The organism is Bifidobacterium vansinderenii (assembly GCF_002234915.1).
Lineage (GTDB): Bacteria > Actinomycetota > Actinomycetes > Actinomycetales > Bifidobacteriaceae > Galliscardovia > Galliscardovia vansinderenii.
Window position 1 is genome coordinate 1 of sequence record NZ_NEWD01000002.1, and the last position, 24473, is coordinate 24473.

Annotated in this window: 15 protein-coding genes and 1 pseudogene; 2 read left to right on the plus strand and 14 right to left on the minus strand. The window is 62.8% G+C overall.

Annotation, left to right across the window (positions count from 1 at the left end; translation table 11 throughout):
- Positions 1 to 55 precede the first annotated feature (55 nt).
- The 3 genes and pseudogenes from Tam10B_RS00095 to metE form a co-directional block, all read right to left on the minus strand.
- Positions 56 to 2848 (minus strand): annotated as a pseudogene (locus Tam10B_RS00095) (bifunctional [glutamine synthetase] adenylyltransferase/[glutamine synthetase]-adenylyl-L-tyrosine phosphorylase); the annotation flags it as partial.
- Positions 2849 to 3041: 193 nt separating this feature from the next.
- Positions 3042 to 3890, minus strand: coding sequence for a methylenetetrahydrofolate reductase [NAD(P)H] (metF, locus tag Tam10B_RS00100; protein ID WP_093959258.1), 849 nt, complete (start codon positions 3888 to 3890; stop codon positions 3042 to 3044).
- 2 nt (positions 3891 to 3892) lie between these two features.
- Positions 3893 to 6190, minus strand: a complete 2298-nt coding sequence (gene metE / locus Tam10B_RS00105) for a 5-methyltetrahydropteroyltriglutamate--homocysteine S-methyltransferase (protein WP_093959259.1) — start codon at positions 6188 to 6190, stop codon at positions 3893 to 3895.
- A 694-nt stretch (positions 6191 to 6884) separates the two neighbouring features.
- On the opposite strand from metE, the gene Tam10B_RS00110 reads away from it, so the two are divergent.
- Complete coding sequence (locus Tam10B_RS00110) at positions 6885 to 7973, plus strand: type I restriction endonuclease (protein WP_093959260.1); 1089 nt, start codon at positions 6885 to 6887, stop codon at positions 7971 to 7973.
- Between the two features lie 251 nt (positions 7974 to 8224).
- Here Tam10B_RS00110 and Tam10B_RS00115 read toward each other — a convergent pair whose 3' ends face one another.
- The 10 genes from Tam10B_RS00115 to Tam10B_RS00160 form a co-directional block, all read right to left on the minus strand.
- On the minus strand, positions 8225 to 8782 hold the full coding sequence (locus Tam10B_RS00115) for a SixA phosphatase family protein (protein WP_093959261.1): 558 nt from the start codon (positions 8780 to 8782) through the stop codon (positions 8225 to 8227).
- A 41-nt stretch (positions 8783 to 8823) separates the two neighbouring features.
- Positions 8824 to 9912 carry a tRNA (adenine-N1)-methyltransferase gene (locus Tam10B_RS00120; protein ID WP_093959262.1) on the minus strand — a complete coding sequence of 363 codons (1089 nt, stop codon included), beginning with the start codon at positions 9910 to 9912 and terminating at the stop codon, positions 8824 to 8826.
- A 154-nt stretch (positions 9913 to 10066) separates the two neighbouring features.
- The gene (locus tag Tam10B_RS00125) at positions 10067 to 10924 is read right to left on the minus strand and encodes an ABC transporter ATP-binding protein (protein WP_093959263.1); all 858 of its coding nucleotides are present in this window, start codon (positions 10922 to 10924) and stop codon (positions 10067 to 10069) included.
- A 94-nt stretch (positions 10925 to 11018) separates the two neighbouring features.
- On the minus strand, positions 11019 to 12257 hold the full coding sequence (glgA, locus tag Tam10B_RS00130) for a glycogen synthase (RefSeq protein ID WP_093959264.1): 1239 nt from the start codon (positions 12255 to 12257) through the stop codon (positions 11019 to 11021).
- 136 nt (positions 12258 to 12393) lie between these two features.
- Positions 12394 to 12843 (minus strand): hypothetical protein, encoded by a 450-nt coding sequence (locus tag Tam10B_RS00135; RefSeq protein WP_093959265.1) that lies wholly within the window; start codon positions 12841 to 12843, stop codon positions 12394 to 12396.
- Positions 12844 to 12891: 48 nt separating this feature from the next.
- Complete coding sequence (locus Tam10B_RS00140) at positions 12892 to 14421, minus strand: glutamate synthase subunit beta (protein WP_093959266.1); 1530 nt, start codon at positions 14419 to 14421, stop codon at positions 12892 to 12894.
- Between the two features lie 2 nt (positions 14422 to 14423).
- Positions 14424 to 18950, minus strand: a complete 4527-nt coding sequence (gltB, locus tag Tam10B_RS00145) for a glutamate synthase large subunit (protein ID WP_093959267.1) — start codon at positions 18948 to 18950, stop codon at positions 14424 to 14426.
- 397 nt (positions 18951 to 19347) lie between these two features.
- Positions 19348 to 20481, minus strand: coding sequence for a radical SAM family heme chaperone HemW (hemW, locus tag Tam10B_RS00150; protein ID WP_233133513.1), 1134 nt, complete (start codon positions 20479 to 20481; stop codon positions 19348 to 19350).
- Between the two features lie 46 nt (positions 20482 to 20527).
- Positions 20528 to 22408 carry a translation elongation factor 4 gene (gene lepA / locus Tam10B_RS00155; RefSeq protein WP_093959269.1) on the minus strand — a complete coding sequence of 627 codons (1881 nt, stop codon included), beginning with the start codon at positions 22406 to 22408 and terminating at the stop codon, positions 20528 to 20530.
- 79 nt (positions 22409 to 22487) lie between these two features.
- Positions 22488 to 23372 (minus strand): aldo/keto reductase, encoded by an 885-nt coding sequence (locus Tam10B_RS00160; protein WP_093959270.1) that lies wholly within the window; start codon positions 23370 to 23372, stop codon positions 22488 to 22490.
- 193 nt (positions 23373 to 23565) lie between these two features.
- Between Tam10B_RS00160 and rpsT the strand changes: the two genes are divergently transcribed.
- A complete protein-coding gene (gene rpsT / locus Tam10B_RS00165; RefSeq protein WP_093959271.1) occupies positions 23566 to 23826 on the plus strand; it encodes a 30S ribosomal protein S20 in 261 nt (86 codons plus the stop codon).
- A 131-nt stretch (positions 23827 to 23957) separates the two neighbouring features.
- Here rpsT and ribH read toward each other — a convergent pair whose 3' ends face one another.
- Positions 23958 to 24452, minus strand: coding sequence for a 6,7-dimethyl-8-ribityllumazine synthase (ribH, locus tag Tam10B_RS00170; RefSeq protein ID WP_093959272.1), 495 nt, complete (start codon positions 24450 to 24452; stop codon positions 23958 to 23960).
- Positions 24453 to 24473: the final 21 nt, after the last annotated feature.

Here is a 24473-nt window from a genome sequence, read left to right on the forward strand (position 1 = left end):
GCACTCGAACGGCTCGAAAAGATCAATGCCGATGATGCCGCCACGCTGCGCNNNGCAGNNCGGGGTGCTCGTGCGCGTTCTGCAACTGCAGCAGCTGCACGGTCCACTCCACGTCGGACAGGCCGCCCTTGCCGAGCTTGAGATGCCGTTCGCGGCGTACGCCTCGGGGCAGTCGTTCGGCCTCCACGCGCGCCTTGAGTCTGCGGATGTCCATGAGCTCGACGTCGGTCAGCTGGCCGGCCGGGTAACGCAATGGCGCGGCGATGATCTCGAGGAAGTCCTGAGCCAATGCCTGATCGCCGGCCGCGTACCTGGCGCGCAGCAGCGCTTGATGCTCCCACGTGCTCGCCCACGACGTGTAGTATTCGCGGCAGGATTCGTAGGAGCGGACCAGCGGGCCGTTCTTGCCTTCGGGCCGCAGATCCAAGTCGAGTTCGATCTTGGCTTCGGTGGAGATCGGCCCCATGAGGATGCGTCGCAGATCGTCCACCACGTTCTTGGCGAAGGTGAACGCGGTCTGGTCCTCCACTCCCCCGTTCGGCCGGTAGATGACGATCACGTCGGCATCGGAGCTGAAGTTTACTTCGCGGCCGCCGTAACGTCCCATGCCGATGACGGTCAGTCGTGCGGGAGGCTCGTCGTAGCCGTGCTCACGGCACTGGTTGTCGAGCGACCAGTCGAGCGCGCAGTCGATCAGTGCATCATACACGGTGGTCATGGCGTCGAGGCTCTGGATGTCGTCGATCACCGAGCTCATCCATCCCAGGCCGATGCGTTCGATCTCATGGCGTCGCATGGCGCGCAGCACGGTGGCGAAGTCGTTGATCCGGTCGCTGTATCGGGTTCGGGCCGCATGGCATTGGATGTTCAGGCTTTCGCGGGTGCGCGGCTGCATCTCCTCGTCGTGGCCGAGCCAAGTCACCGACTCCATGGACTTGTTCATCGCATCGCCAAGGTAGCGCGAGTTCGACAGGATGTGGCACAGGCGCTGTCCGGCGGATGCGGAGTCGCGCAGGAATCCCAAATAGTCACTGCCCTGGCCGAAGTTCTCCTCGAGCTTGCGCCAGGTGAGCAGTCCCATGTCGGGGTTCTGGCCGTCGCCGAGCCATTGCAGCACGGCGGGCAGGATGATGCGGTTGATCTTCGCGGAACGGCTGATGCCACTGGTGAGCGCCTGCACGTGACGCACCGCGCTCTCCGGGTCGGCGAATCCGATGGACGCGAAGCGTTCCCTGGTCGCCTCGGCGCTCAGCGTGATCTCGTCCTCGCCGAGCGTGGCGATGTTGGGCAGCATGGGACGGTAGTAGATATCGAGGTGAAGCTTGCGCACTTCGCGGCGCGTGGCGTCGTACCGTTCGATCAGCTCCTCCGGATGCAGGCCGAGCGCACGGGACAGGCGCCGCAGTTCGGCGTTGTTCTGCACCTCGTCACGGTCGAGCTGACGCTGCGTCTCGATGCCGCCGGCGTTGCCCTTACCCAAGTCCGGGAACAGGTGGGTGCGTTTGAGCGCCCACATCTGCTGACGGTGTTCGAGCACACGCTCGAAACTGTAGTCCACAGCGAGCCGTGCCGCCTGCTTGCGCGACACGTATCCGCCGCCGGCGAGCGCCTGCAGGGAGTCAAGCGTGCTGGCGGTGTGCAGCGCCTCGTCGGTGCGACCGTGCACGAGCTGAAGCATCTGCACGGTGAATTCCACGTCGCGCAGGCCGCCGCGGCCGAGCTTGATCTCACGGTCCTTCTGCGCCTTGGGGATCAGGTCCTCCACGCGTTTGCGCATCTGCTGGCAGTCGTAGACGAAGTTCTTGCGTTTGGAGGCCGACCAGACGAGCGGACGGGTGCGATCGTAATAATCCTTGCCGAGCTCGGGGTCGCCAGCGACGGGTCGGGCCTTGAGCAGAGCCTGGAACTCCCAGCTTTCCGCCCATTTGTCGTAGTAGCCCAGATGAGAGTCGAGGGTGCGGACCAGCGGGCCGTCCTTGCCTTCGGGTCGCAGGCCGCCGTCGATCTGCCAGAGCACCGGTTCGGCCACGCCCATGACCACCGACTGGCAGACGCGCTGCAGGGTGACGCCAAGCTTGGTGCCGATGCGGATGAGCTGTTCGTGGCCAAGGTCGGGGTCGGCGGGTTCGACCACGTAGATGAGATCGACGTCGGAGACGTAGTTGAGTTCGCGGGCGCCGAGCTTGCCCATGCCGATGATGGCGAACCGGCATCGTTCGCTGCCGACGACCTCGTGCCGGGCGATGGCGAGCGCGCCTTCGAGGGCCGCGTCGGCCAGGTCGGACAGGCAACGGCTGGTAGTGGGTTGGATAGTGAGTGGATCGTCGGCGGTGACGTCCTTGGCCATGATGGCGGCGAGCTGTTCTCGATAGCAGCGTCGCAGTTCGGTGGTGGATTCGGCGATGGGCTTGTCGCTGACCGGCGTATCCGACTGCGGGTCGGCGCCGATGCGTTCGAGCATGGCCTGACGACGCTGGTCGCGGTTCCACAGGTGGGTTTCGTATCCGGTGCCGGTGGTGACGGCGCGGATCAGGTCGGGCCGGTTGAGCATGAGCCGTCCGAGTTCGTCGGAGGCGCCGAGCACGGCGACGAGTCGGGACAGGCCGTCGAGTCCGGTGAACAGGGATTCGAGCGGGTCTCCGGCGTCGTGCACGCGTTGGGCGAGTTCGGTCACGTGTCGTAGCGCGGTGTCCGGGTCGAATGCGGACGACAGGGCTTCGAGCAGTTCCGAACGGTAATATCCCTCCACTCCGAGGGATGCGAGGGTGGCGAACAGGTCCTGTGCCCGGTCAAGGTCGGAGATCCCGGCTCTGATGATCTCGCGCAGCGGCAATCGTGAAGCTTCCATGGTGTTCCATTTTAGCGTCTGACAACGTTGAAACGATGCAATTGGAACGAATACGCGACGAGGGTTCGTATTCCCGGCATGATGCCTGGGGAACACGAACCCTCGTACTGTTGTTCGCTTGATCACGCGGCCGCGTGGCCTCGCGATCGCACCGATTGGCGTACGCCGATTCTTCATCGGCGAACGCTATCGATCAGATCTTCTGAAACAGCGGTTTGACGTTGTTCCAGATGCGTCGCGTGGTGCCCGGATGGTTCATCGAATACAGGTGGATGCCGTCCACGCCGTTCGCCACCAGATCGTTGATCTGCTGCGATGCGTAAGCAATGCCCGCCGCGTGCAACGCGTCACGGTTGCCCTCCCACCGGTTGAGAATGGCCTCGAGCGGCTTGGGAATGCGTGAGGCGTTACGCTCAGCCATGCGCCGCACCGACTTGGCGCCGCGCACCGGCATGATGCCCGCTTCGATCGGCACATTGATGCCGGCCGCACGAGCCTTGTCGAGGAACCGGTAGAAGTCCTCGTTGTCGTAGAACAGCTGGGAGATCAGATGGGTCGCGCCAGCGTCCACCTTGATCTTCAGGTTTTCGATGTCCTTGTCCAACGATTCGGCCTGATAATGGCCCTCCGGATAGCAGGCGCCGAAGATCTTCAACGACGGCCGGCGCTCGCGGATGTAGGCCACCAGATCACTGGCGTGAGGGAACACGCCTACGGACTCGTGGTCGGGCAGCTCGTCGCCACGCAACGCCAGCACGGCGGTGACGCCGGCCTCGTCGAACATGTCGAGCGCTCGGTCGACAACCTCATGATCGGAGTACAGCGCGGTCAGGTGCGCGACCGTCGGAATGCCGTATTCGGAGCGGATCGTGTGAGCGATGCGCGCCGTGGCGGTACGGTCCGACTGGGTGCCGTGACCGTAGGTCACCGAAATGAAGTCGGGATTGAGCCCTTCGAGCCCGTCGAGCGTGTCGTAGATGGTTCCCACCGGAGCGTTGCGCTTCGGCGGGAACACCTCAATCGAAAAGATCGGCTTGTGCATGGTCACGCGAGCTCGGCGCGCACCTTGCGGGTCGCCTCGACCAGATGCTCGAGGCTCGGCCAGGTCTCGGCGTTGCCACGGGTCTTCAGACCGCAGTCGGGGTTGATCCAGACCTTCTCCACGTCCATCTTCTTGAGGATCTCGTGGATGCGGTCGACGATCTCCTCGGTGGAGGGGATGCGCGGGCTGTGGATGTCGTACACGCCCGGGCCGGCCTCGGTCTCGAAGTTGGCGTCGTGGATGGCGTCGAGCACGACCAGATCACCACGGGAGGCCTCGAAGGAGATCACGTCGGCGTCCATCGCGTCGATGTCGCGGATGATGTCGTTGAACTCCGAGTAGCACATGTGGGTGTGGATCTGGGTGCCGGGCTTGACGGCGGAGTGGACCAGACGGAAGGCGGGCACGGCCCAGTCGAGGTACTTCTTGTGCCAGTCGGAGCGGCGCACCGGCAGCTTCTCACGCAGTGCGGCCTCGTCGATCTGAATGACCTTGATGCCGGCGGCCTCGAGGTCGAGCACCTCGTCGCGGATGGCGAGCGCGAGCTGCGTGGTCTGCTCCTCGTGCGTGATGTCCTCACGCGGCCAGGACCAGTTGAGGATGGTCACCGGACCGGTGAGCATGCCCTTGACCACGTGGTCGGTCTTGGACTGGGCGTAGGAGCTCCATTCCACGGTGATCGGGTTGGCGCGGGAGACGTCGCCCCACACGATCGGAGGCTTGACGCAGCGGGTGCCGTAGGACTGCACCCAGGCGTTCTTGGTGAACAGGAAGCCGTTGAGGTTCTGGCCGAAGTATTCGACCATGTCGTTGCGTTCGAATTCGCCGTGCACGAGCACGTCGAGGCCGATCTCCTCCTGCTTGGCGATCACCTCGTCGATCTGCGCGGCAATGAACTTGTCGTACTCGGCCTTGGAGATCTCGCCCTTGCGGAACTTGGCGCGGGTGGAGCGCACCTCGCGAGTCTGCGGGAAGGAGCCGATCGTGGTGGTGGGCAGCACGGGCAGGCCGAGTTCCTTCTTCTGGATGGCCTGGCGTTCGGCACGGGCGGGCTGGCGCACGTACTCGTCGTCGGTGAGCTTGGCGACGCGCTCGTGCACGGCCGGGTCGGCGGCCACGCGGGTGCCGTCGAACAGTTCCTGGTTGGCGGCGAGCTTGGCGTCGGCGGCGCGGGCTGCGTCATCCAGATCGGCAAGGTCGGCCACTTCCTTGAGCTCGTCGAGCTTTTCGACGGCGAAGGCGAAGTGCTTGAGCACGGCGGCGTCGAGCTTGTCCTCGCCGGCGGTGCTGAACGGTACGTGGAGCAGGGAGTCGGCGGTGGAGACGGCCACGTTGGCGGCCTTGGTCTTCACGGCGTCAACGAGACCCAGGCTCACGGCGTAGTTGTTGCGCCAGATGTTGCGGCCGTTGATCACGCCGGCGAAGATGGTCAGGCCGGCGGGCACGCCGTACTCCTCGATAGCGGCGAGGTTCTCGTCCTTGCCTTCGATCAGGTCGAGGCCGAGACCGTCGAATCCAAGGTCGATGGCAGTCTTGTAGGTGTCGGCGATGTGGCCGAAGTAAGTCTGCAGGAGCACCTTCACGCTGCCCTTGGCGGCGAGAATGGTGGTGTACAGCGTGGTGAAGAGGTCGAGGTCGCCCTCCTCCTTGTCGAGCACCAGGTACGGCTCGTCGAGCTGCACCCACTGGGCGCCCAGCTCGTTGAACTTGGCAAGCAGGTCGGCGTAGGCCTTGGCGGTGTCGGCCACGAGCTTGTCGGTGAGCTCAAGGTCGGCGCCTTCCGCGCCACGGGCGAGCTTGAGGAACGTGTAGGGGCCGATCACGACGGGCTTGGTGACGATGCCGAGCTCCTTGGCCTCGTTGAACTCGTCGAACGGCTTGGTGCCAGTCAGGGCGATCTCAGTGTCGGCGGTGATCTCCGGAACCAGGTAGTGGTAGTTGGTGGTGAACCACTTCTTCATCGGCTGGGCGGTCACATCGCCCTTGTCGCCCTGGTAGCCGCGGGCGATGGCGAACAGCGTGTCCTCGGCGTTCAGGCCCAGATCCTTGTAGCGCTGCGGAACGGCGCCGAGCAGGATGGCCGTGTCGAGCAGCTGATCGTAGTAGCTGAAGTCGTTGCTCGGGATCAGATCCACGCCAGCCTGCTGCTGCAGCTTCCAGTGCTCGGCACGCAGCTGGGCAGACGTCTCCTTGACGTCCTCGAGGCTGTTGGCTCCCTTCCAGTAACCTTCGATGACCTTCTTCAGCTGTCGGTTGCTGCCGATGCGGGGGAATCCGATGACGGATGTCAGTGCGCTCATAATTCTCCAATACGATGTGAGTGAAAACCGCAAAAAGGTTAACAAACTTGGCGCAAATCAAGGATATCCACCGATTTTGGGTGTCGTCATAGGCGAGTCTTATAGCTATCGAAAGTGGCGCAATATCAGCCATCCACACCATCGAGGAAAGGCTGCCTGACGGGGCTTCAAACCACCCAATTGATTGTAGATGCCATATCGCGTAGGGCTCGCCGTCATAGGAAAAATACTCATGAGATCTGCCTAGCACTTCCCACACAACAACCCCGCATAGGGTCATCGACAATGCGGCCCTTCACCTAGACGCACTGTGCCTGAACGCGAGATGACTCCATTGACAAAGAACCATAAACGAAAAAGCACCGACTCTCGCATGGCTTCTTTCAACAGTCATTCACGCACTCATATTTCACTATTTGGTCATACTGCCCGTCTTATTAAATCATTCAGCGCTAGAAATCCCCCTAAACTACGAGTGCCCTCCTTGCACCATACATTGAAATAGATAAATAAATATACCCCTTATGAATACCCCCTCTAAATATGTCTCGATAACAAAAATAACCCCTTTGCGGTCTCTATAGGCATTCCACCAAACTTCGAAAGATCACTACCATTTACTAACGCCCAGGATTGCGAAACCGCAGTATTTCGGCGATTGCGGTTTTGACGGCATCGAGAAGAAAGGATCACCATGGATTTCGAGGAAAGTCTGCGCCAGATGGCCGCAAAGGTGCGAGATCTTAAAGCCGGCATCGAGACCGAAGAGGCAACCAAGACGGCATTCATCATGCCGTTCATCGGACAGGTACTCGGCTATGACGTATTCAACCCCCGTGAGGTAGTGCCTGAATTCACCGCAGACGTTGGCGTGAAGAAGGGCGAAAAGGTTGATTATGCACTTGTGCTCGATGATCAGGTGCAAATTCTCATCGAATGCAAGAAGATCGGCGCTCCACTCACTCTGGAAAATGCCAGCCAATTGTACCGATACTTTGCCGCGACGAGAGCCCGGATCGGTGTACTGACCAACGGTCAGGTGTGGAATTTCTATATGGACATCGACGAGCCTAATCGAATGGATTCCAAGCCTTTCCTTGTGCTTGATCTGCTCGATATCGACGACACCGTACTCCCCGAGCTCAATAAGCTCACCAAACCCGCATTTGACATCGAATCCATCGCCAGTAGTGCCGAAGAGCTCAAGTACGTCGGCGCATTGAAGCGCGCCGTAGGAGACGAGTTCAGAACCCCATCGGATGATTTCGTCAAGCTTCTCGCCGGACACGTTTATGATGGCGCGTTCCGTCAGCAGGTCATGGAGAAGTTCCGCCCGCTTGTCGGCAAGGCCCTGAAGCGGTATCTCAACGATCAGGTCAATGACCGTCTGAAGACCGCGCTCGGAGCCGATGACATCAAGATCTCCCCAGAAATCCCCTCGTCTGATGGTGCCGTAACGGCAAACGAGGAAACCCCCGTCGAGCCTGAAGACGGTATCGTAACCACGGAAGAGGAGATCATGGCGTATCGTATCGTCAAGGCCATTGCCTGCAGCGACGTCGACCCTGAACGTGTCACCATGCGCGATGCGAAGTCCTATTGCGCAATCCTATTGGACAACAACAACCGCAAACCAATCGTTCGCCTGTTCTTCAACACCAGACAGAAGTATCTCGGACTATTCGACGAAAACAAGAACTGCGAGCGCCACCCCATCGAAACGCTCAACGGCATCTATACGTATGCAGATCAGATACGTGAAGAGGTCAGGCGCCTTCTGTGATCAGGACGGCAGAAGTTCCACCATCAGATAAGTACGAAACGAAGCCGTTCAAGATCCACATCTGATGAGCGTCTCCACTAGAAGAAGCAACACCAGTCGTCAGGCATGAGGGATAAAACACTGGTAAGAGATAACCGTGTTTCCATCCCTCATGACCTGTTCATCGTTTCCCATGTTCCGCGGAAATCCGAATCCATGGAACGCTTTCTTAGATTCCGAATAATCGGCCGGAATTTCATTCAATGCGCAAGCTACGCCGCGCAGTCCTTGGGGGTGAGCACGGCGACCAGATGGGCTTCACGCAGGCCCCATTCGGCCAGCGGCTTGTCGGAGCCGAGAATGACCAGCGAGCCAGTGGACAATCCTAACCCGAGCACATTGAGCAGCGCGGGGTCAGAATCCGGAGAGGCCAGCCACTGCGCCGCGGACGACACCGTGGGCTCATGACCCACGATCATCAGCCGCTTCGTCTTGGCCTTCATGTGGCTCATCTCACCCAGAATCGACTGCGTGCCGTCCTCGTACAGGCTCTTGCGATAGTCCACGTTCGGCTTGTCTCCGAAGTACTTGAGCATGCGCTCCAGCGTCTGCCGGGCGCGAGTGGCACCCGAGCAGCGAATCTGATCGGGAATCAGCGACATCACAGCCAATGCCTTGCCGACCTTCTTGGCCTGTTTGCGGCCCTTGTCCGTCAGTTCCCGATCCACATCGTTCTTGCCGGAACCGGACTCCGCATTGGCGTGACGCATGATGATGAGCTGATACTCATATGATTTGGTCTTCTTGGCGACCTTGTTCAGGTTGACCATTCCCTGCCCCTTTCGACGGGCGGCTGCAACGCCCGACTACTCTATTGTGGCAGACTTTCACCCCCGGCGGCGCTTTTGGCGATATTTGCCACCTGCGTGTCCAGATCCTTGAGCACCTTGCGAAGCTTACGGTCGGAAATGTCGCGCAGCTCCAGTTCCTCAAGCCTGGCCTGCTGCTGTTCCGGGGTGAGCTCGTCGATATCCGAATACGTGTCCTTGGTGGCACGCTGGCGCTTATGCAGCGCCTCGACGTCGGGCGCCATGGCGCGCGCGGTGATCAGGAACCCAGTGTGTCCGATCATCTCATGGTTCGGTCGCACGGCGAGCCCCTGGGCCTTCCAGCCGCGCTCCATGGTCTCGCTGATCTCCGGCTCCGTCCACTGTCCGGATTCACGCATCGCCTCGGCCACGCGACTCAGCTGCGTAGTGGTGGTCACGTAGCAGGTAATCACGCCGCCCGGAGCAATCACCCTCCATGCGTTCTCCAAACGGTTCCACGGGTCGAGCATATCCAGGAAGATGCGGTCGAAGTAATGCTCAGGAAGATCCTGCGACTTCGAATCGAAATCGCCGACGAGCAGGTTCCACCATGCCGGGCGCTCGCCGAAGTACACGGTGGCGTTCGCCTCGCAGACGCGCGCGAACTCGGGGCGCATCTCGATCGTGGTCAGCTCACCCTCCGCTCCCACGGCGTCGAGCAGGTGCAGTCCCATGGCGCCGCTGCCGCCGCCGGATTCGAGCACGCGCATGCCGCGGCGGATGTCGCACACCTCGATGACCTGGGCGATGTCCTTCGGATACATGATCTGCGCGCCGCGCGGCATCGACAGGATGAAGTCCTGCAGACGGGGACGCATGACCGTGTACTGCCATCCACCGATCTTGCGGGTGTTCTTCCACGGTTTGCGCGGATTGTGGCGATACGCCTCGGCGGCGCTTTCCATGCTGCCCTCACTGGTGAGGGTGACGACGACCGCGCCTTCCGGGCCGCCGATGATGTCGTCGTGACGGATCACTCCGCGTTCGGTCTGGGTCTCCTCCCCCGCCATGAGCTGTACGGTGATCTTCTTGCCCTTACGATCGGTGAGTTGCACCTTTTCGCCGGCCTGCAACGGTCCGCGACGAACCATCGTCGTCCTCCCCTTGAATTCGTGGATTGTGTTTTCGTCCTGCACAGATTGGCAAGACAGTGCGACAAATCGTCCGCCGCGCGCATCACGCATGGGCATTGCGTTGCATCGCACGAACGTCGGACGATCGTCGATCGGAATCTGGCCTGCGGGTCTACTCGGCGAACGCCTGCCACCGTCCGTTTTCGTGGCGTACGGTGAGCGGCAACCCGAAGATGCGCGACACCCGTTCGGTGGTCAGTCCGTGCTCCAGATCGCCGGTGTAGATGATGGTTCCCGGAGCGGGATCGCCGCCACGCACCTTGGTCTCGTGCGCGAGCTTTTCATCCCCCTCGATTCTGCCCATCACGGCGATATGGTCGAATCCTTCGGGGATCTCCTCGAGCCGGTGGGTGACCAGGATCACGGCACGGTCGCTCTGTTCCCGTCCCAGATCGCCCAGCGTCTTGACGACCAGTTCACGGCCGCCGAGGTCCAGACCCGTGGTCGGCTCGTCGAGAATGGCGAGTTCCGGATCGGCCATGAGTGCGCGGCAGATGAGCACGCGCGTGCGTTCGCCTTCGGACAGACGCCACATCTGCTTGCCTTCGAGGTAGTCGATGCCGAACCGGCGCATCAGGTCACGGGCTCGATTCATCTCCTCGTCGGTGTAGGTGTCGCGCCAGCGTCCCGTGGTGGCGGTGAGGGCGGTCACCACGGCGTCGAGAGGATCCTCGTCCGGGGGAAACGCACGGGACAGTTCCGCCGAGGACAGGCCGATTCTGTTGCGGTAGGAGAACACGTTCACCTTGCCCAGTCGGTTGCCGAGGATGTCCACCGTGCCTTCACTGGGGTACTTGCGCGTGGCCATCATGGCGATCAGCGTGGATTTGCCGATGCCGTTGGGGCCGAACAGCACCCAGCGTTCCCCCCGACGGATGGTGAGGTTCACGTCGGTGACGATGACGCGACGGCTGCGTCGGAATTCGACGCCGTTCAGTTGCAGGGCGATGTCGTTACTCGCGTTGTTCATGGATCGGGTTCCTCGTGTCCGTGTGATGTCCTCATGACATGGGACGGGCTCCCAAGTCGGGAGCCCGTCATGACAATCGGCCGTGCCGTATGGTTCAGCCGTTGATGATCTTGTTGTACACCTCGATGGTGCGGTCGGCGATGGTCTCCCAGCTGAACACGTCGCGGGCGCGCGCGTAGCCGGCCTCGCCCATCTTCTTGGCGAGTTCGGGGTCACGCATGACCTTGTTGATGGCGTCGGCCATGTCGTGCACGAACTTGTCGGGGTTGGTGGGGGTGCCGGTGCCGTCGTGCAGCTGGTCGATCGGCACAAGGTAGCCGGTCTCGCCGTCGACGACGACTTCGGGGATGCCGCCGGTGGCGCTGGCGACCACGGGCAGACCGCAGGCCATGGCCTCAAGGTTCACGATGCCGAGCGGCTCGTAGATGCTCGGGCAGATGAAGGCGTCGCAGCCATGCTCGAGGGCGCTGAGCTCCGGCTTGGGAAGCATCTCCTCAATCCAGATGATGTTGCCGCGCTCCTTGTCGAGTTCAGCGAAGGCGTTCTTGACCTCCTCCATGATCTCCGGAGTGTCAGGGGCGCCGGCGCACAGCACGACCTGCACGTCCTTGTCCACGAAGTGCAGCGCCTGCAGCAGGTACGGCAGACCCTTCTGACGGGTGATGCGACCGACGAACAGCAGCGTGGGCTTGCTGCGGTCGATGTGGTAGCGGTCGAACACGCCCCAGCCCGGATCGTCGTCCGCGGGGGTGGCGAACTCGCTCATCGTGATGCCGTTGTACACGACGTGCACCTTGTCCGGGTCGACGTTCGGGTAGGCGGCGAGGATGTCCTCCTTCATACCGCCGGACACGGCGATGATGCCGTCGGCGTGTTCGTAGGCGTCACGCTCGGCCCAGGAGCTCAGGTTGTAGCCGCCACCGAGCTGCTCCTTCTTCCAAGGGCGGAACGGCTCGAGGCTGTGGGCGGTGATGACCAGCGGGATCTCGTGAAGCTGCTGGGCGAGACGGCCGGCCAGGCAGGCGTACCAGGTGTGGGCGTGGACGATGTCCGCATCGACATCGTTGGCGATCTGCAGATCCACACCGAAGGTCTTCAGTGCCGCGTTGGCGTCGGAAAGCTCGGCGGGCGTGTTGTAGCCCACGACGTTGAGGCTGCCCTTGGGCGAGTCGCCGGGGATCGCCGGAATGTCGTCGGAAGTACGCGGACCGTCGAATGCGCGAACGGTCACGTCAATGCGCTCCGCCAGTACCTTGGACAGCTCCTCGGCATGGACGCCTGCGCCACCATAGATGTGCGGCGGGTACTCACGGGTGAGGATATCGACTTTCATTGACGTCTCCTTTGAACAAATGAACAACATATCCCAGTATATGAAAGAACCGCCGGAAAACCCGGCGGTTCATCACATGTTTCTCGCGAATTTGCAGGAAGGTCGGTCCAATCGGTCCCGACACGCCATACACACGCTAGACGGCGGTGCCGTACTCATCCAGATTCGGATTGTCCTTGGGGTTGCCGGCCACGAAGAACAGGCTGAGCACGCCCACGGCAAACACCGCGGCCACCACGATGGTGGCCCACGTCGGCATTCCCGGAATCCACATGACCACAAGGAACGCGATGGCGGACAGGATGATCAGAGCCCAGCTGACGAAACGAAGCCAGCCGCGCACCCCTCGGGGAGCGCCGGGCTTGCGCATCGTACGCGCGGACGACGCGGACTGCTCGGGCAGGTCACTGGACGCCGTGGGCTTCCATTCGGCCGTCTGACCGTTTTCCAGACGAACGGACCTTTCCTGCAACGAATACTCATCGACCATCCCTTGACGGGAACGGGTCTGAACACGTTGCGGCTGGCTGTTAGTCCCGCGACGACTGCGCTTGGCATTGGCGCGGCGCTCTCCTCGATTAGGCATGATCGCTCCTTTGACGACGTATCACTGACTGCGAGTATAACCCTTTGGTCAGCGAGGGAGCATCATCGGGCGCTTCGACGCGGTGATCGGCGCGGGCAGCTCGGTGGAACCGGTCAGGTAGCGATCCACAGCGGCGGCGCAGGAGCGGCCTTCGGAGATCGCCCACACCACGAGGCTCTGGCCACGGCCGGCGTCACCGCACGCGAACACGCCGTCCTGGCTGGTGGCGAAGGAGTCGTTCCTGGCCACGTTGCCGCGACGGTCGAGCTCGACGGGCAGCTGGTCCACCAGCGTGTCGGTCTCAGGATGCAGGAAGCCTACGGAGATCAGCACCAGATCGGCGGGGATCACGCGCTCGGTGCCGGGCTGGCGGGTGAACGGGCCGTTCTCGCCCGGAGCCACGCTCACGATCTTCAGGCCGGTGACGTGACCACGCTCGTCGGCCACGAAGCCCTCGGCGGTCGCGCCGTCGATCTCGTGCACGTTCTTCGGATCCGTGGCGCCCTCGAACTCCACCGAATCGGTGTCGTACACGTAGGTGCCACCCTCCTCCATGGAGGAGGTCTTCTGGTAGATGCGGGCGTAGGTCGGCCACGGCTGGTTGGCGGGACGCTCGGAAGGCTCCTTGCTCATGATCTGCAGCACGGTCACGGACTTCGCGCCCTGACGGATCGAAGTGCCGAGGCAGTCGGAACCGGTGTCGCCGCCGCCGATCACCACCACGTGCTTGTCCTTGGCGGTGATGTCGTTGACCGGCTTCTTGCCCCACACGCGACGGGTGGCGTCCGGCAGGAAGTCCATGGCGAAGTGGATGCCGTCGAGCTCACGGCCGGGCAGCTTCATGTCGCGCGGCACCGTGGAGCCGATGGCCACCACGACGGCGTCGTAACGGGAGCGCAGGTCATCCCAGGAGATGTCCTTGCCGATCTCCACGTTGGTCTCGAAGCGGGTGCCCTCGGCCTCCATCTGCTCCACTCGACGGTCGATCAGGGACTTGTCGAGCTTGAAGTTCGGAATGCCGTAGCGCATCAGGCCGCCGATGGCGTCGGCGCGCTCGTAGACGACCACAGTGTGGCCGGCGCGGGTGAGCTGCTGGGCGCAGGCGAGACCGGAGGGGCCGGAACCCACAACGGCGACAGTCTGGTCGGTCAGACGCTGCGGGGGCAGCGGCTTGACGTAGTCGAGGTTCCACGCCTGATCGATGATCGTCTGCTCGTCGAGCTTGATCATGGTCGGCGGCTGGTGAATGCCCAGCACGCAGGCGGACTCGCACAGCGCCGGGCAGATGCGACCGGTGACCTCGGGGAAGTTGTTGGTCATGGACAGCTTACCGTAGGCGTCCTCCCACTGGCCCTGACGGACCAGATCGTTGAATTCGGGGATGACGTTGCCCAGCGGGCAGCCGGTCATGCAGAACGGCGTGCCGCAGTCCATGCAGCGTGCAGCCTGTTCCTGGGTCCACGGCTGCAGACCGGACTCGGCATGGACGTCCAGCCAGTCCTTGATGCGTTCCTGGACCGGACGCTCCGCGAGCTCACGACGGGAACGGACCTTCAGAAAACCTCTAGGATCGCCCATGTTCAGCGCACTCCTTCCATAACCTGCTCGTAGACCTTCTCCCAGGCCCCCGGAGCGTTGAAATCAACATTGTCTTCCTCGGCCTTCTTCATCGCCGCGGTCATGGCGACGAACTGGGTAGGCACGATGTGCGTGATGCGCTTGGCGGCGGCAGGCCAGTTAGCCAGCAGCTCCTTGGCGATCGTGGAGTCGGTCTCCTCGGCGTGGCGCTTGATCAGCTCATGCACCAGCTTCTCGTCGTCGCCTTCCAGCGCGAGGAACTTCAGCGCGCCGCTCTTGACGGCGGAGGGGTTCACCTTCGACATGTCCAGATCAAGCACGTAGGCGTTGCCGCCGGAGAAGCCGGCACCGAAGTTGCGGCCGGTGGCACCGAGCACCACGACCACACCGCCGGTCATGTATTCACAGCCGTGGTCGCCCACACCTTCGACCACAAACGTCGCGCCGCCGTTACGCACGGCGAATCGTTCACCAGCCTTGCCGGCGACGAACATCTCGCCGGAGGTGGCACCGAAGCCGGTGACGTTGCCAGCGATCACGTTGGTGTGCGGATCGAAGCGTACGCCGTCCTCGGCACGCACGATGATGCGGCCGCCGGACAGGCCCTTGCCGGCGTAGTCGTTGACCTCGCCGTAGATGCGCATCGTCTCGCCGCGCGGGATGAACGCACCGATGGACTGGCCTCCGGAGCCGTGCAGGGTCATGTCGATCGTGTCGTCGGGCAGGCCCTCAGCCTGGTAGCGCTTGGTGATCTCGTAGCCGAGCATGGTGCCGACCGTACGGTTCACGTTGCGGATCGGCAGCTCGATGCGCACAGGCTCCTTGTGCTGGAGCGCGGGCTGGGCGAGTTCGATGAGCTGGTTGTCGAGCGCCTTCTCGAGCTCGTGGTTCTGCTTCTCGGTGTTGTGCAGAATCGTGCCCGGGGTCGGGCCAACCTGCTTGAGCACGTTGCTCAGGTCCACGCCTTCGGACTTCCAGCGCTTGATGGCCTCGTCCTGATCCAGGCACTCGACGTGGCCGACGGCCTCCTCGAGCGTGCGGAAGCCGAGCTGGGCGAGGATCTCACGCACTTCCTCGGCGATGAACATGAAGAAGTTGACCACGTGCTCGGGCTTGCCACGGAAGCGGGCACGCAGCTCCGGATCCTGGGTGGCGATACCCTGCGGGCAGGTGTTCTTCTGGCAGGCACGCATCATGACGCAGCCCTCGACGATCAGGGCGGCGGTTGCGAAACCGAACTCCTCGGCACCCAGCAGCGCGGCGATGACCACATCGCGGCCAGTCTTCAGCTCGCCGTCGCACTGCACGACGATGCGGGAGCGCAGACCGTTGAGGATCAGGGTCTGCTGCGTTTCGGACAGGCCGATCTCCCACGGGGTGCCGGCATGCTTGATCGCGTTGAGCGGGGCCGCGCCGGTACCGCCGTCGTAGCCGGAGATCAGCACCACGTCGGCATGGCACTTGGCCACACCGGCGGCGATGGTGCCGACGCCGAACTCAGACACGAGCTTGACGTGGATACGGGCCTTCGGGTTCGCCATCTTCGCATCGTTGATCAGCTGCTTGAGATCCTCGATGGAGTAGATGTCGTGGTGCGGCGGCGGGGAGATGAGCTCCACGCCGGGGGTTGCGTGACGGACCTTGGCGATCCACGGCGGGACCTTGGCGCCGGGCAGGTGACCGCCCTCGCCGGGCTTGGCGCCCTGGGCGAGCTTGATCTGCAGGTCGGTGGCGTGCACCAGATAGTCGCTGGTCACGCCGAATCGTGCGGATGCGATCTGCTTGATCTTGCTGTAGCGCAGCGGATCGTTGATGCGGTCGTCGGACTCACCGCCCTCGCCCGAGTTGGAGCGGGCGCCGAGCTGGTTCATGGCGATGGCCAGCGTCTCGTGGGCCTCCTGAGAGATGGAGCCGTAGCTCATGGCGCCGGTGGAGAAACGCTTGACGATCTCGCTGGCGGGCTCGACCTCGGAGATGTCGATGGGCTTGCGCTTGGAGTTGAACTTCATGAGTCCACGCAGGGTCATCAGACGGTTCGAGGTGTCGTTGATGTGGTGCGAGTACTTCTTGAACATCTCGTAGTCGCCACGCTGGGTCGACTGCTGGAGCAGGAAGATCGCATCGGGGTCGTTGAGGTGGTCCTCGCCGGTGCGACGCCACTTGTACTCGCCGCCGGTGCGCAGGTTGCGGTGCGGAGTGGCGGTCCACTGGTTCGGGTAGGCCACGCGGTGGCGGATCGCCACCTCCTCGGCGAGCTCGTCGAGGCCGACGCCGCCCACGCGGGACGTGGTGCCGGTGAAGTAGCGGTCGATGACCTCCTGGCTCAGGCCGATGGCCTCGAACAGCTGGGCGCCGCGGTAGCTCATGATGGTGGAGACGCCCATCTTGCTCATGATCTTGAGCACGCCGGTGGAGAGCGCCTTGATGAGGTTCTTCACGGCCTGGGCCGGCTCGACCTTGACGTAGCCGCGACGGGACAGGTCCTCCACGGACTCGAGGGCGAGGTACGGGTTCACGCAGGCGGCGCCGTACGCGATGAGCAGCGCCACGTGGTGGATCTCACGCACGTCGCCGGCCTCCACTGCCATGGAGATCTGGGTGCGGGTATGGCGGCGCAGCAGGTGGTGCTGCACGGCGCTGGTGAGCAGCAGCGACGGGATCGGACCCCACGTGTGGTTCGAGTCACGATCGGAGAGCACCAGGAAGTTCTTGCCGTCGGCAATGGCCTGATCGATCTCGGCGAAGATCTCCTCGAGACGCTCCTCGAGGGCCTTGCCGCCGCCGGCGACCTGATACAGGCCCTTGACGACGAACGGACGGTAGTAGCCGCCGAGCACCTTGGCGCGGTCGAGACGCTTGAGCTGGGCCATCTCGTCGCTGTCGATGACGGGCAGCGGGATGAGCACCTTCTTGGCGTGCAGCTCGGAGTCCTCGAGCAGGTTCGGCTCGGGACCGATGGCGGACTCGAGGCAGGTGACGATCTCCTCGCGCTCCCAATCGAGCGGCGGGTTGGTCACCTGGGCGAACTTCTGGGTGAAGTAGTCGAAGAGCATGCGCGAACGCTTGGACAGCACGGGCAGCGGCACGTCGTTGCCCATGGAGCCGAGCGGCTCCTTGCCGGTGTTGGCCATCGGCGTGAGCAGCAGCTTGAGGTCCTCCTCCGTGTAGCCGAAGGCGCGCTGGCGGCGCTGCACGGACTGGCCGGAGTGGTTCACGTGCTCGCGGGCGGGCAGCTGGTTGAGCTCGACGGAGTTGCCCTCCACCCACTGACGGTAGGGGTGCAGGGAGGCGAGGTTGCGCTTGATCTCCTCGTCGGGGATGATGCGTCCCTCGGCGGTGTCGATGAGGAACATCTTGCCGGGCTCCAGACGGCCCTTCTCGACGATGTGATCCTGGGCGATCTCGTTGAGCACGCCGGTCTCGGAGGCAAGCACCACATAGCCGTCGTCGGTCACCTGCCAGCGACCGGGGCGGAAGCCGTTGCGGTCGAGCAGCGCGCCGACCTGGGTGCCGTCGGTGAACACGATGTCGGCGGGGCCATCCCATGGCTCGATCAGCGTGTTGTTGTACTCGTAGAACGCCTTGATGTCGGGATCCAGATTGTCGTTCTTCTCCCAGGCCGGGGGCAGCATCATGGAGATGGCGTGCGGCAGGGAGCGACCGGCGAGGTGCAGCAGTTCGAGGCATTCGTCGAAGGTGCCGGAGTCGGAGTAGCCCGGGGTGTTGATAGGCAGCAGCGGCTTGAACTCGCCCAGCAGTTCGGAGCTGAGGCGTCCCTCTCGGGCGGAAAGCCAGTTGCGGTTGCCCTGGATCGTGTTGATCTCGCCGTTGTGTGCGAGCAGACGGAACGGCTGGGCCAGCGGCCAGCTCGGGAACGTGTTGGTGGAGAAGCGGGAGTGGACGATGGCCACCACGGTCTTCATCGAGGGATCGGACAGATCCAGGAAGAAGGACTTGAGCTGCATGGTGGTGAGCATGCCCTTGTAGGTGATGGTGCGCGCGGAGAGGGAGGCGAAGTACACGCCCACCTCGTGCTCGACGCGCTTACGCACGCGGAACGCCTTGCGCTCCAGCTCGATGCCGCCGAGCTTGGCGCCGTTGGCATCAGCAAGCACCAGCGTCTTGAAGGCGGGCATGGAGGACAGCGCCTGCAGGCCCAGGCCATTGGGGTTGGTGGGCACGACGCGCCACGCGAGGACCTCGAGGCCCTCCTCCTCCGCGATGGCGGCGATGGCCTTCTCCTGCTGGGAGCCGGCCTCGATGTCGCGGTCGAGGAACGCGATGCCGGCGATGTAGTGTCCGGCCGGCGGAAGCGCCACGTCGATGGTGTTGCGCATGAACTCGTCGGGCATGCTCATCAGGATGCCCGCACCGTCGCCGGTGTTCTCTTCGGCACCGACGGCACCACGATGATCGAGGTTGATCAGCACCTCGATGGCGTCGTCAACGATCTTGCGCTCGGGAATCTTATTGAGGGTGGTGACCATGCCAACACCGCAGGCGTCATGCTCCGAGATCGGGTCATACATGCCTTCGGGAGTATGGATCGTCAGGTCAAGCGGAGCTTTTGTCACCGAAATCACCTCTGGGCTAGGGCAGGACGCACCTGCATTTTGAATTGCCTTGACAGAATACAGCCTTTGTGTATCTTAGAGGCAAATCGGATCCCATATCACAAAAGCCAAAACTTTTAAAGACTTTTCTTTTCTAGGGCTTTGATATGTTCCATATAGTGAGACAGCGTGTGTCGCCGTGGCATATCACCGCGCACGACACGCCCGTGCGTAACATTCTCGAAACGCGATACGACACGCCGAAGGGGTTCGTTCGACGTGCCGTATCGACAGAAAAACGGGATTTTTTGAGGACTTCCCAACAACCTTCATACGATCCGCTTCGCGAATCAACCCCGCGAATCACTTGGCTTTACAGATCACACAGATCGAAGAAATCACCGATCAACGCGTCGTTCAGTAGACGTCCCCGACGAGTCGGGATCACGCGATCGCCGTCAAGGACGATCAGACCATCATCAGACAACGTGTTGAGCTGTGATCGGTCCAGCGTGCGCCCCAGTTTTGACTCCACGTGTTCGAGGCTCAGCCCCTCACGCAGACGCAGACCCAGCATGATGGTCTCTTCAAGATCCTCGTCCGGGCTGATATGCTCGCTGCCCTGCCACGGCACCCGGCCTTCGGCAATGGCGGTACCCCATAGACGGGGATGCGCGATGTCCCACGATCGCAAGGCATCCGGTGCCGCGTAATGCGAATGCGCCCCGGGGCCAAGACCGGCCCAGTCCACGTTGCGCCAATAGCCCAGATTATGGCGGCTCTCGTACCCGGGACGGGCCCAGTTGGAGACCTCGTACCATTGCAGTCCGGCGGCGGTGAACAGGTCGTCGGCGATCTCGTACTTGGCCGCCTCGTCATCGTCGTCGGGCTCCGGAAGCCGTCCCGCGGCGATCATGCGCCCCATCTTCGTGGTGGGTTCCACGGTGAGCGCATACGCCGAGATGTGGTTCACGCCGAGGTCTATGGCCGCTCGGACCGAGGTGCGCCAGTCGTCGAGGCTCTCCCCCGGCGCGCCGTAGATCAGGTCCACGCTGGAGCGCAGTCCGGCACGGTCGGCCGCACGAACGCCGGCCTCAACGTTGGCCGGCGTATGCGTGCGGTCCAGCGTGCGCAGCACATGCGGCACGGCAGACTGCATGCCGAAGGAGACCCGGGTGAAGCCGCCGTCGGCGAGCGCCTGAACGTACTCGGCGTCCACGGTGTCCGGATTGGCTTCGGTCGTGATCTCGGCGTTGTCCTCGATACCCCAGATGCTGCGGATCGCATCGAGCATGCGGATCAGATCGGCGGCGGGCAGAATGGTGGGAGTGCCGCCGCCGAAGAAGACCGTGGACGCCGCCGGCTCGTCGATCCCGTGATCGAGCTGCCACCGGCGCACGAGCTTCATCTCTTTGATCACCATGGTCGCGTAGTTGCCGCGGCTGGCGCCCGCGCCAAGGTCGGTCGCCGTGTAGGTGTTGAAGTCGCAGTATCCGCAGCGCCGCATGCAGAACGGCACGTGGATGTAGATTTCGTAGGCCACTTGCGGTGGGTCAGCCTTCCTTCTTCTGCGCGGCGCGGATCTTGTCCTTGGTGTCGCGATCCGTGGGCTCGTCGGTGGACAGGGCGGCGATGAACGCCTCCTGCGGCACCTCGACGTGGCCGAGCATCTTCATGCGTTTCTTGCCGGCCTTCTGCTTTTCGAGCAGCTTGCGCTTGCGGCTGATGTCGCCGCCGTAGCACTTGGCGAGCACGTCCTTGCGCAGGGCGCGGATGGTCTCGCGGGCGATGATGCGCGAGCCGATGGCGGCCTGGATCGGAATCTCGAACTGCTGGCGGGGAATGAGCTCGCGCAGCTTCTTGGTCATCATCACGCCGTAGCTGTAGGCCTTGTCGCGGTGCACCACGGCGCTGAAGGCATCCACCTTCTCGCCCTGGATGAGGATGTCGACCTTGACCAGGTCGGCCGACTGCTCGCCGTCCTCGTGGTAGTCGAGCGACGCGTAGCCCTTGGTGCGGCTCTTGAGCTGGTCGAAGAAGTCGAAGACGATCTCGGCCAGCGGCATGCGGTAGTGCATCTCCACGCGGTCGGTGCTGATGTACTCCATGGTGCCCATCTGGCCGCGGTGTTCCTGGCACAGGTCCATGACGGCGCCGATGAACTCCTTGGGCAGGATGATGTCGGCGGCCACCATGGGCTCGACGATCTTCTTCACCTTGCCGTCGGGGAATTCGCTCGGGTTCTTGACGATGTGCACGCTGCGGTCCTCCATCGTCACCTCGTAGGTCACGTTGGGGGCCGTGGAGATCAGGTCGAGGCCGAATTCACGGGCGAGGCGTTCGGAGACGATCTCCATGTGCAGCAGACCGAGGAAGCCGCAGCGGAAGCCGAATCCCAGCGCCACGGAGGTTTCCGGCTCGTAGATGAGGGCCGCGTCGTTGAGCTTGAGCTTGTCAAGCGCGTCACGCAGGTCGGGGAACTGCGCGTTGTCGATCGGGAACAGGCCGGCGTACACCATGGGCTTGGGGTCACGGTAGCCGGGAAGCGGATCGGCGGCGCGGCGGGCGTCCTCGGTGACGGTGTCGCCCACCTTGGACTGGCTGACGTCCTTCACGCCGGTGATCACATAGCCGACCTCGCCGGCGCCGAGCGCCTTCGTCGGCTGCATCTCGGGGCTGATCACGCCCAGTTCGATCGGATCGTGCGTGGTGCCCAGACCCATCATGTGGATTTTCTGACGGGATTTGAGCTCGCCGTCGACCATACGGATATAGGTGACGATGCCGCGGTAGGAGTCGTACACGGAATCGAAGATCAGCGCACGGGCAGGGGCGGTGGGGTCGCCGTGCGGCGCGGGGATGTCGGTGACGATGCGGTCGAGCAGTTCGGCCACGCCCTCGCCGGTCTTGCCCGACACCTTGAGCACGTCGGAAACGTCGCAGCCGATCAGGCCGGCGATCTCCTCGGCGTGCTTTTCGGGCTCGGCGCTGGGCAGGTCGATCTTGTTGAGCACCGGGATGATGGTCAGGTCGTGGTCGATGGCCATGTAGAGGTTGCTCAGCGTCTGCGCCTCGATGCCCTGGGTGGCGTCGACGAGCAGCACCGCACCCTCGCATGCGGCCAGCGCGCGCGACACCTCGTAGGTGAAGTCGACGTGGCCCGGGGTGTCGATCATGCCGAGCGTGTACTCGGTGCCGTCGAAGGTCCACGGCACGCGCACGGCCTGCGACTTGATGGTGATGCCGCGCTCCTGTTCGATGTCCATGCGGTCGAGGAATCGGTCACGCATCTCGCGCTCCTCGATGATGCCGCTCAACTGAAGAATGCGATCGGCCACCGTGGACTTGCCATGATCGATGTGCGCGATGATACAGAAATTGCGGATCAATGACTGATCGGTGTAACCGGGCTTGTTCTTCTGCTCAACCGCCAAACTAGTCTCCTTGTCAACCGCATGGGCATACGACGTTTATTCCAAAACCACCAGTTTACAGTCAACCGTTGTCACACGGTCAGCGCACGACGTTGCCACGTGCGAACTGGTCGGCCCACGACTGCGAGTTCACGTTGGTCGCAGGGTCGCCGGAGATACGGCCCTTGGGGTCGTGCAGTGCATCGATGGCGGCCATCTCGGCGTCGGTCAGTTCGAAGCCGAACAGGTCGAGGTTCTGACGCATGCGGTCGGGATGCGACGACTTGGGGATGATCACGCGACCGGACTGCACGTGCCAGCGCAGTACCGCCTGCGCCGGGCTCACGCCGTGGTGTTCGGCTGCCGCGAGCACCGCCGGGGTGTTCATGTCGCCGCCGTGACCCAGCGGAGAGTATGCCTCCACCGCGATGTCGTGTTCGGCGCAGTACGCACGCACCTCAGGCTGGGAGAACCGAGGATGCACCTCGATCTGGTTGATGGACGGAACCTGCCCCGTCTCGTCGATGAGCCGCTGCAGATGCTCGGGCAGGAAGTTCGACACGCCTGCGGAACGCAGCACTCCCTCGCTCTTGAGATCGAGCAGCGCCTTGAACGTCTCCACGTATCGGTCGATCGCCGGGAATGGCCAGTGGATCAGATAGAGATCAAGAACATCCACGCCCAGCTTGCGGCGGGACTCCTCGAACGCCACCTTCGTCGGCTCGTATCCCTGATCGCAGTTGCGCAGCTTGGTGGCGACGAACACCTTGCCGGCCATGCCAGTGGCCCTGAGCGCGTCACCCACGCCCTCCTCGTTGTAGTAGGCGGCGGCGGTGTCGAAATGGCGGTATCCGATCTCCAGCGCCTCCTCCACGGCCCGCTGGGTGTCCTTCGCAGGAATCTGATAGGTGCCGAATCCCACCTGCGGGATCGCCACGCCGTCGTTCAGCCGGATATCCTGCACACCGTCGTACTTGTCTGTCATGGCCTGTCCTTTCCTTGCCCGGAACCGGCGAAGGGCCGGTCCTTCGTTTCTCAGAATACCGTTCCGGCGCCGTTGTTTCCGGGATGCGACATGATCGGCAGGAGAAAATCCTCTGAAGAGTTGGCTTCCGTCCTTGCCCGTGGTATACTATTCGCTCGTATGTCCGTTTAGAACACGTCGTTTGGAGTACATAGTGGCAAACATCAAGTCGCAGAAGAAGCGCGTCCTGACCAACGAGAAGGCCCACATCCGCAATGTGGCCTACAAGAGCGAGCTGAAGACCGCCGTGCGCAAGGTCCGCGAAGCCATCGCCGCCGGCGATAAGGCCGCCGCCGAGGCCGCCTACCGCGTCGCCGCTCAGAAGCTGGACAAGGCTGCCGGCCGTGGCATCATCCACAAGAACCAGGCCGCCAACCGCAAGTCCGGTCTGGCCCTCGCCGTGAACGCCCTCTGATCGTCGTTCATAGCCTATAGGCGCTTCGGGATTCACCCGCGATCCACATGTGACGGCGTGAATTCATAGACGTGAAAGCCCCGCAGGATTATTCCCGCGGGGCTTTTTCGTATTGTCGGCAGACGGAGAGGTCACTCCCCGGCGTCGATGGAACGCAGCACGTCGATCATTTCCAGGGCGCCGAGCGCGCAGTCGAAGCCCTTGTTGCCGGCCTTGGTTCCGGCGCGTTCGATGGCCTGTTCGATGTTCTCGGTGGTGATGACGCCGAACAGCACCGGCACGTCGGTGTTCAGGGACACCTGCGCGATGCCCTTGGCCGTCTCGTTGCACACCAGATCGTAGTGGGAGGTGCTGCCGCGGATGATCGCACCAAGGCAGATCACCGCATCGTAGCGGCCCGTGTTCACCATGCGCTTCGCGGCGATCGGGATCTCGAACGATCCGGGCACCCATGCCACGTCGATGTCGGAGTCCTCAACGCCATGCCGACGCAGTCCGTCCTGGGCGCCGGACAGCAGTTTGGACGTGATGAACTCGTTGAAGCGTGCGACCACGATGCCGATGCGCACCGGTCGTCCGGACTGCGGCTGTGCCTTGGCTACGAGGCTTCCTTCGAATACCGTCATGATTGTGTTGCTCCTTTTGTC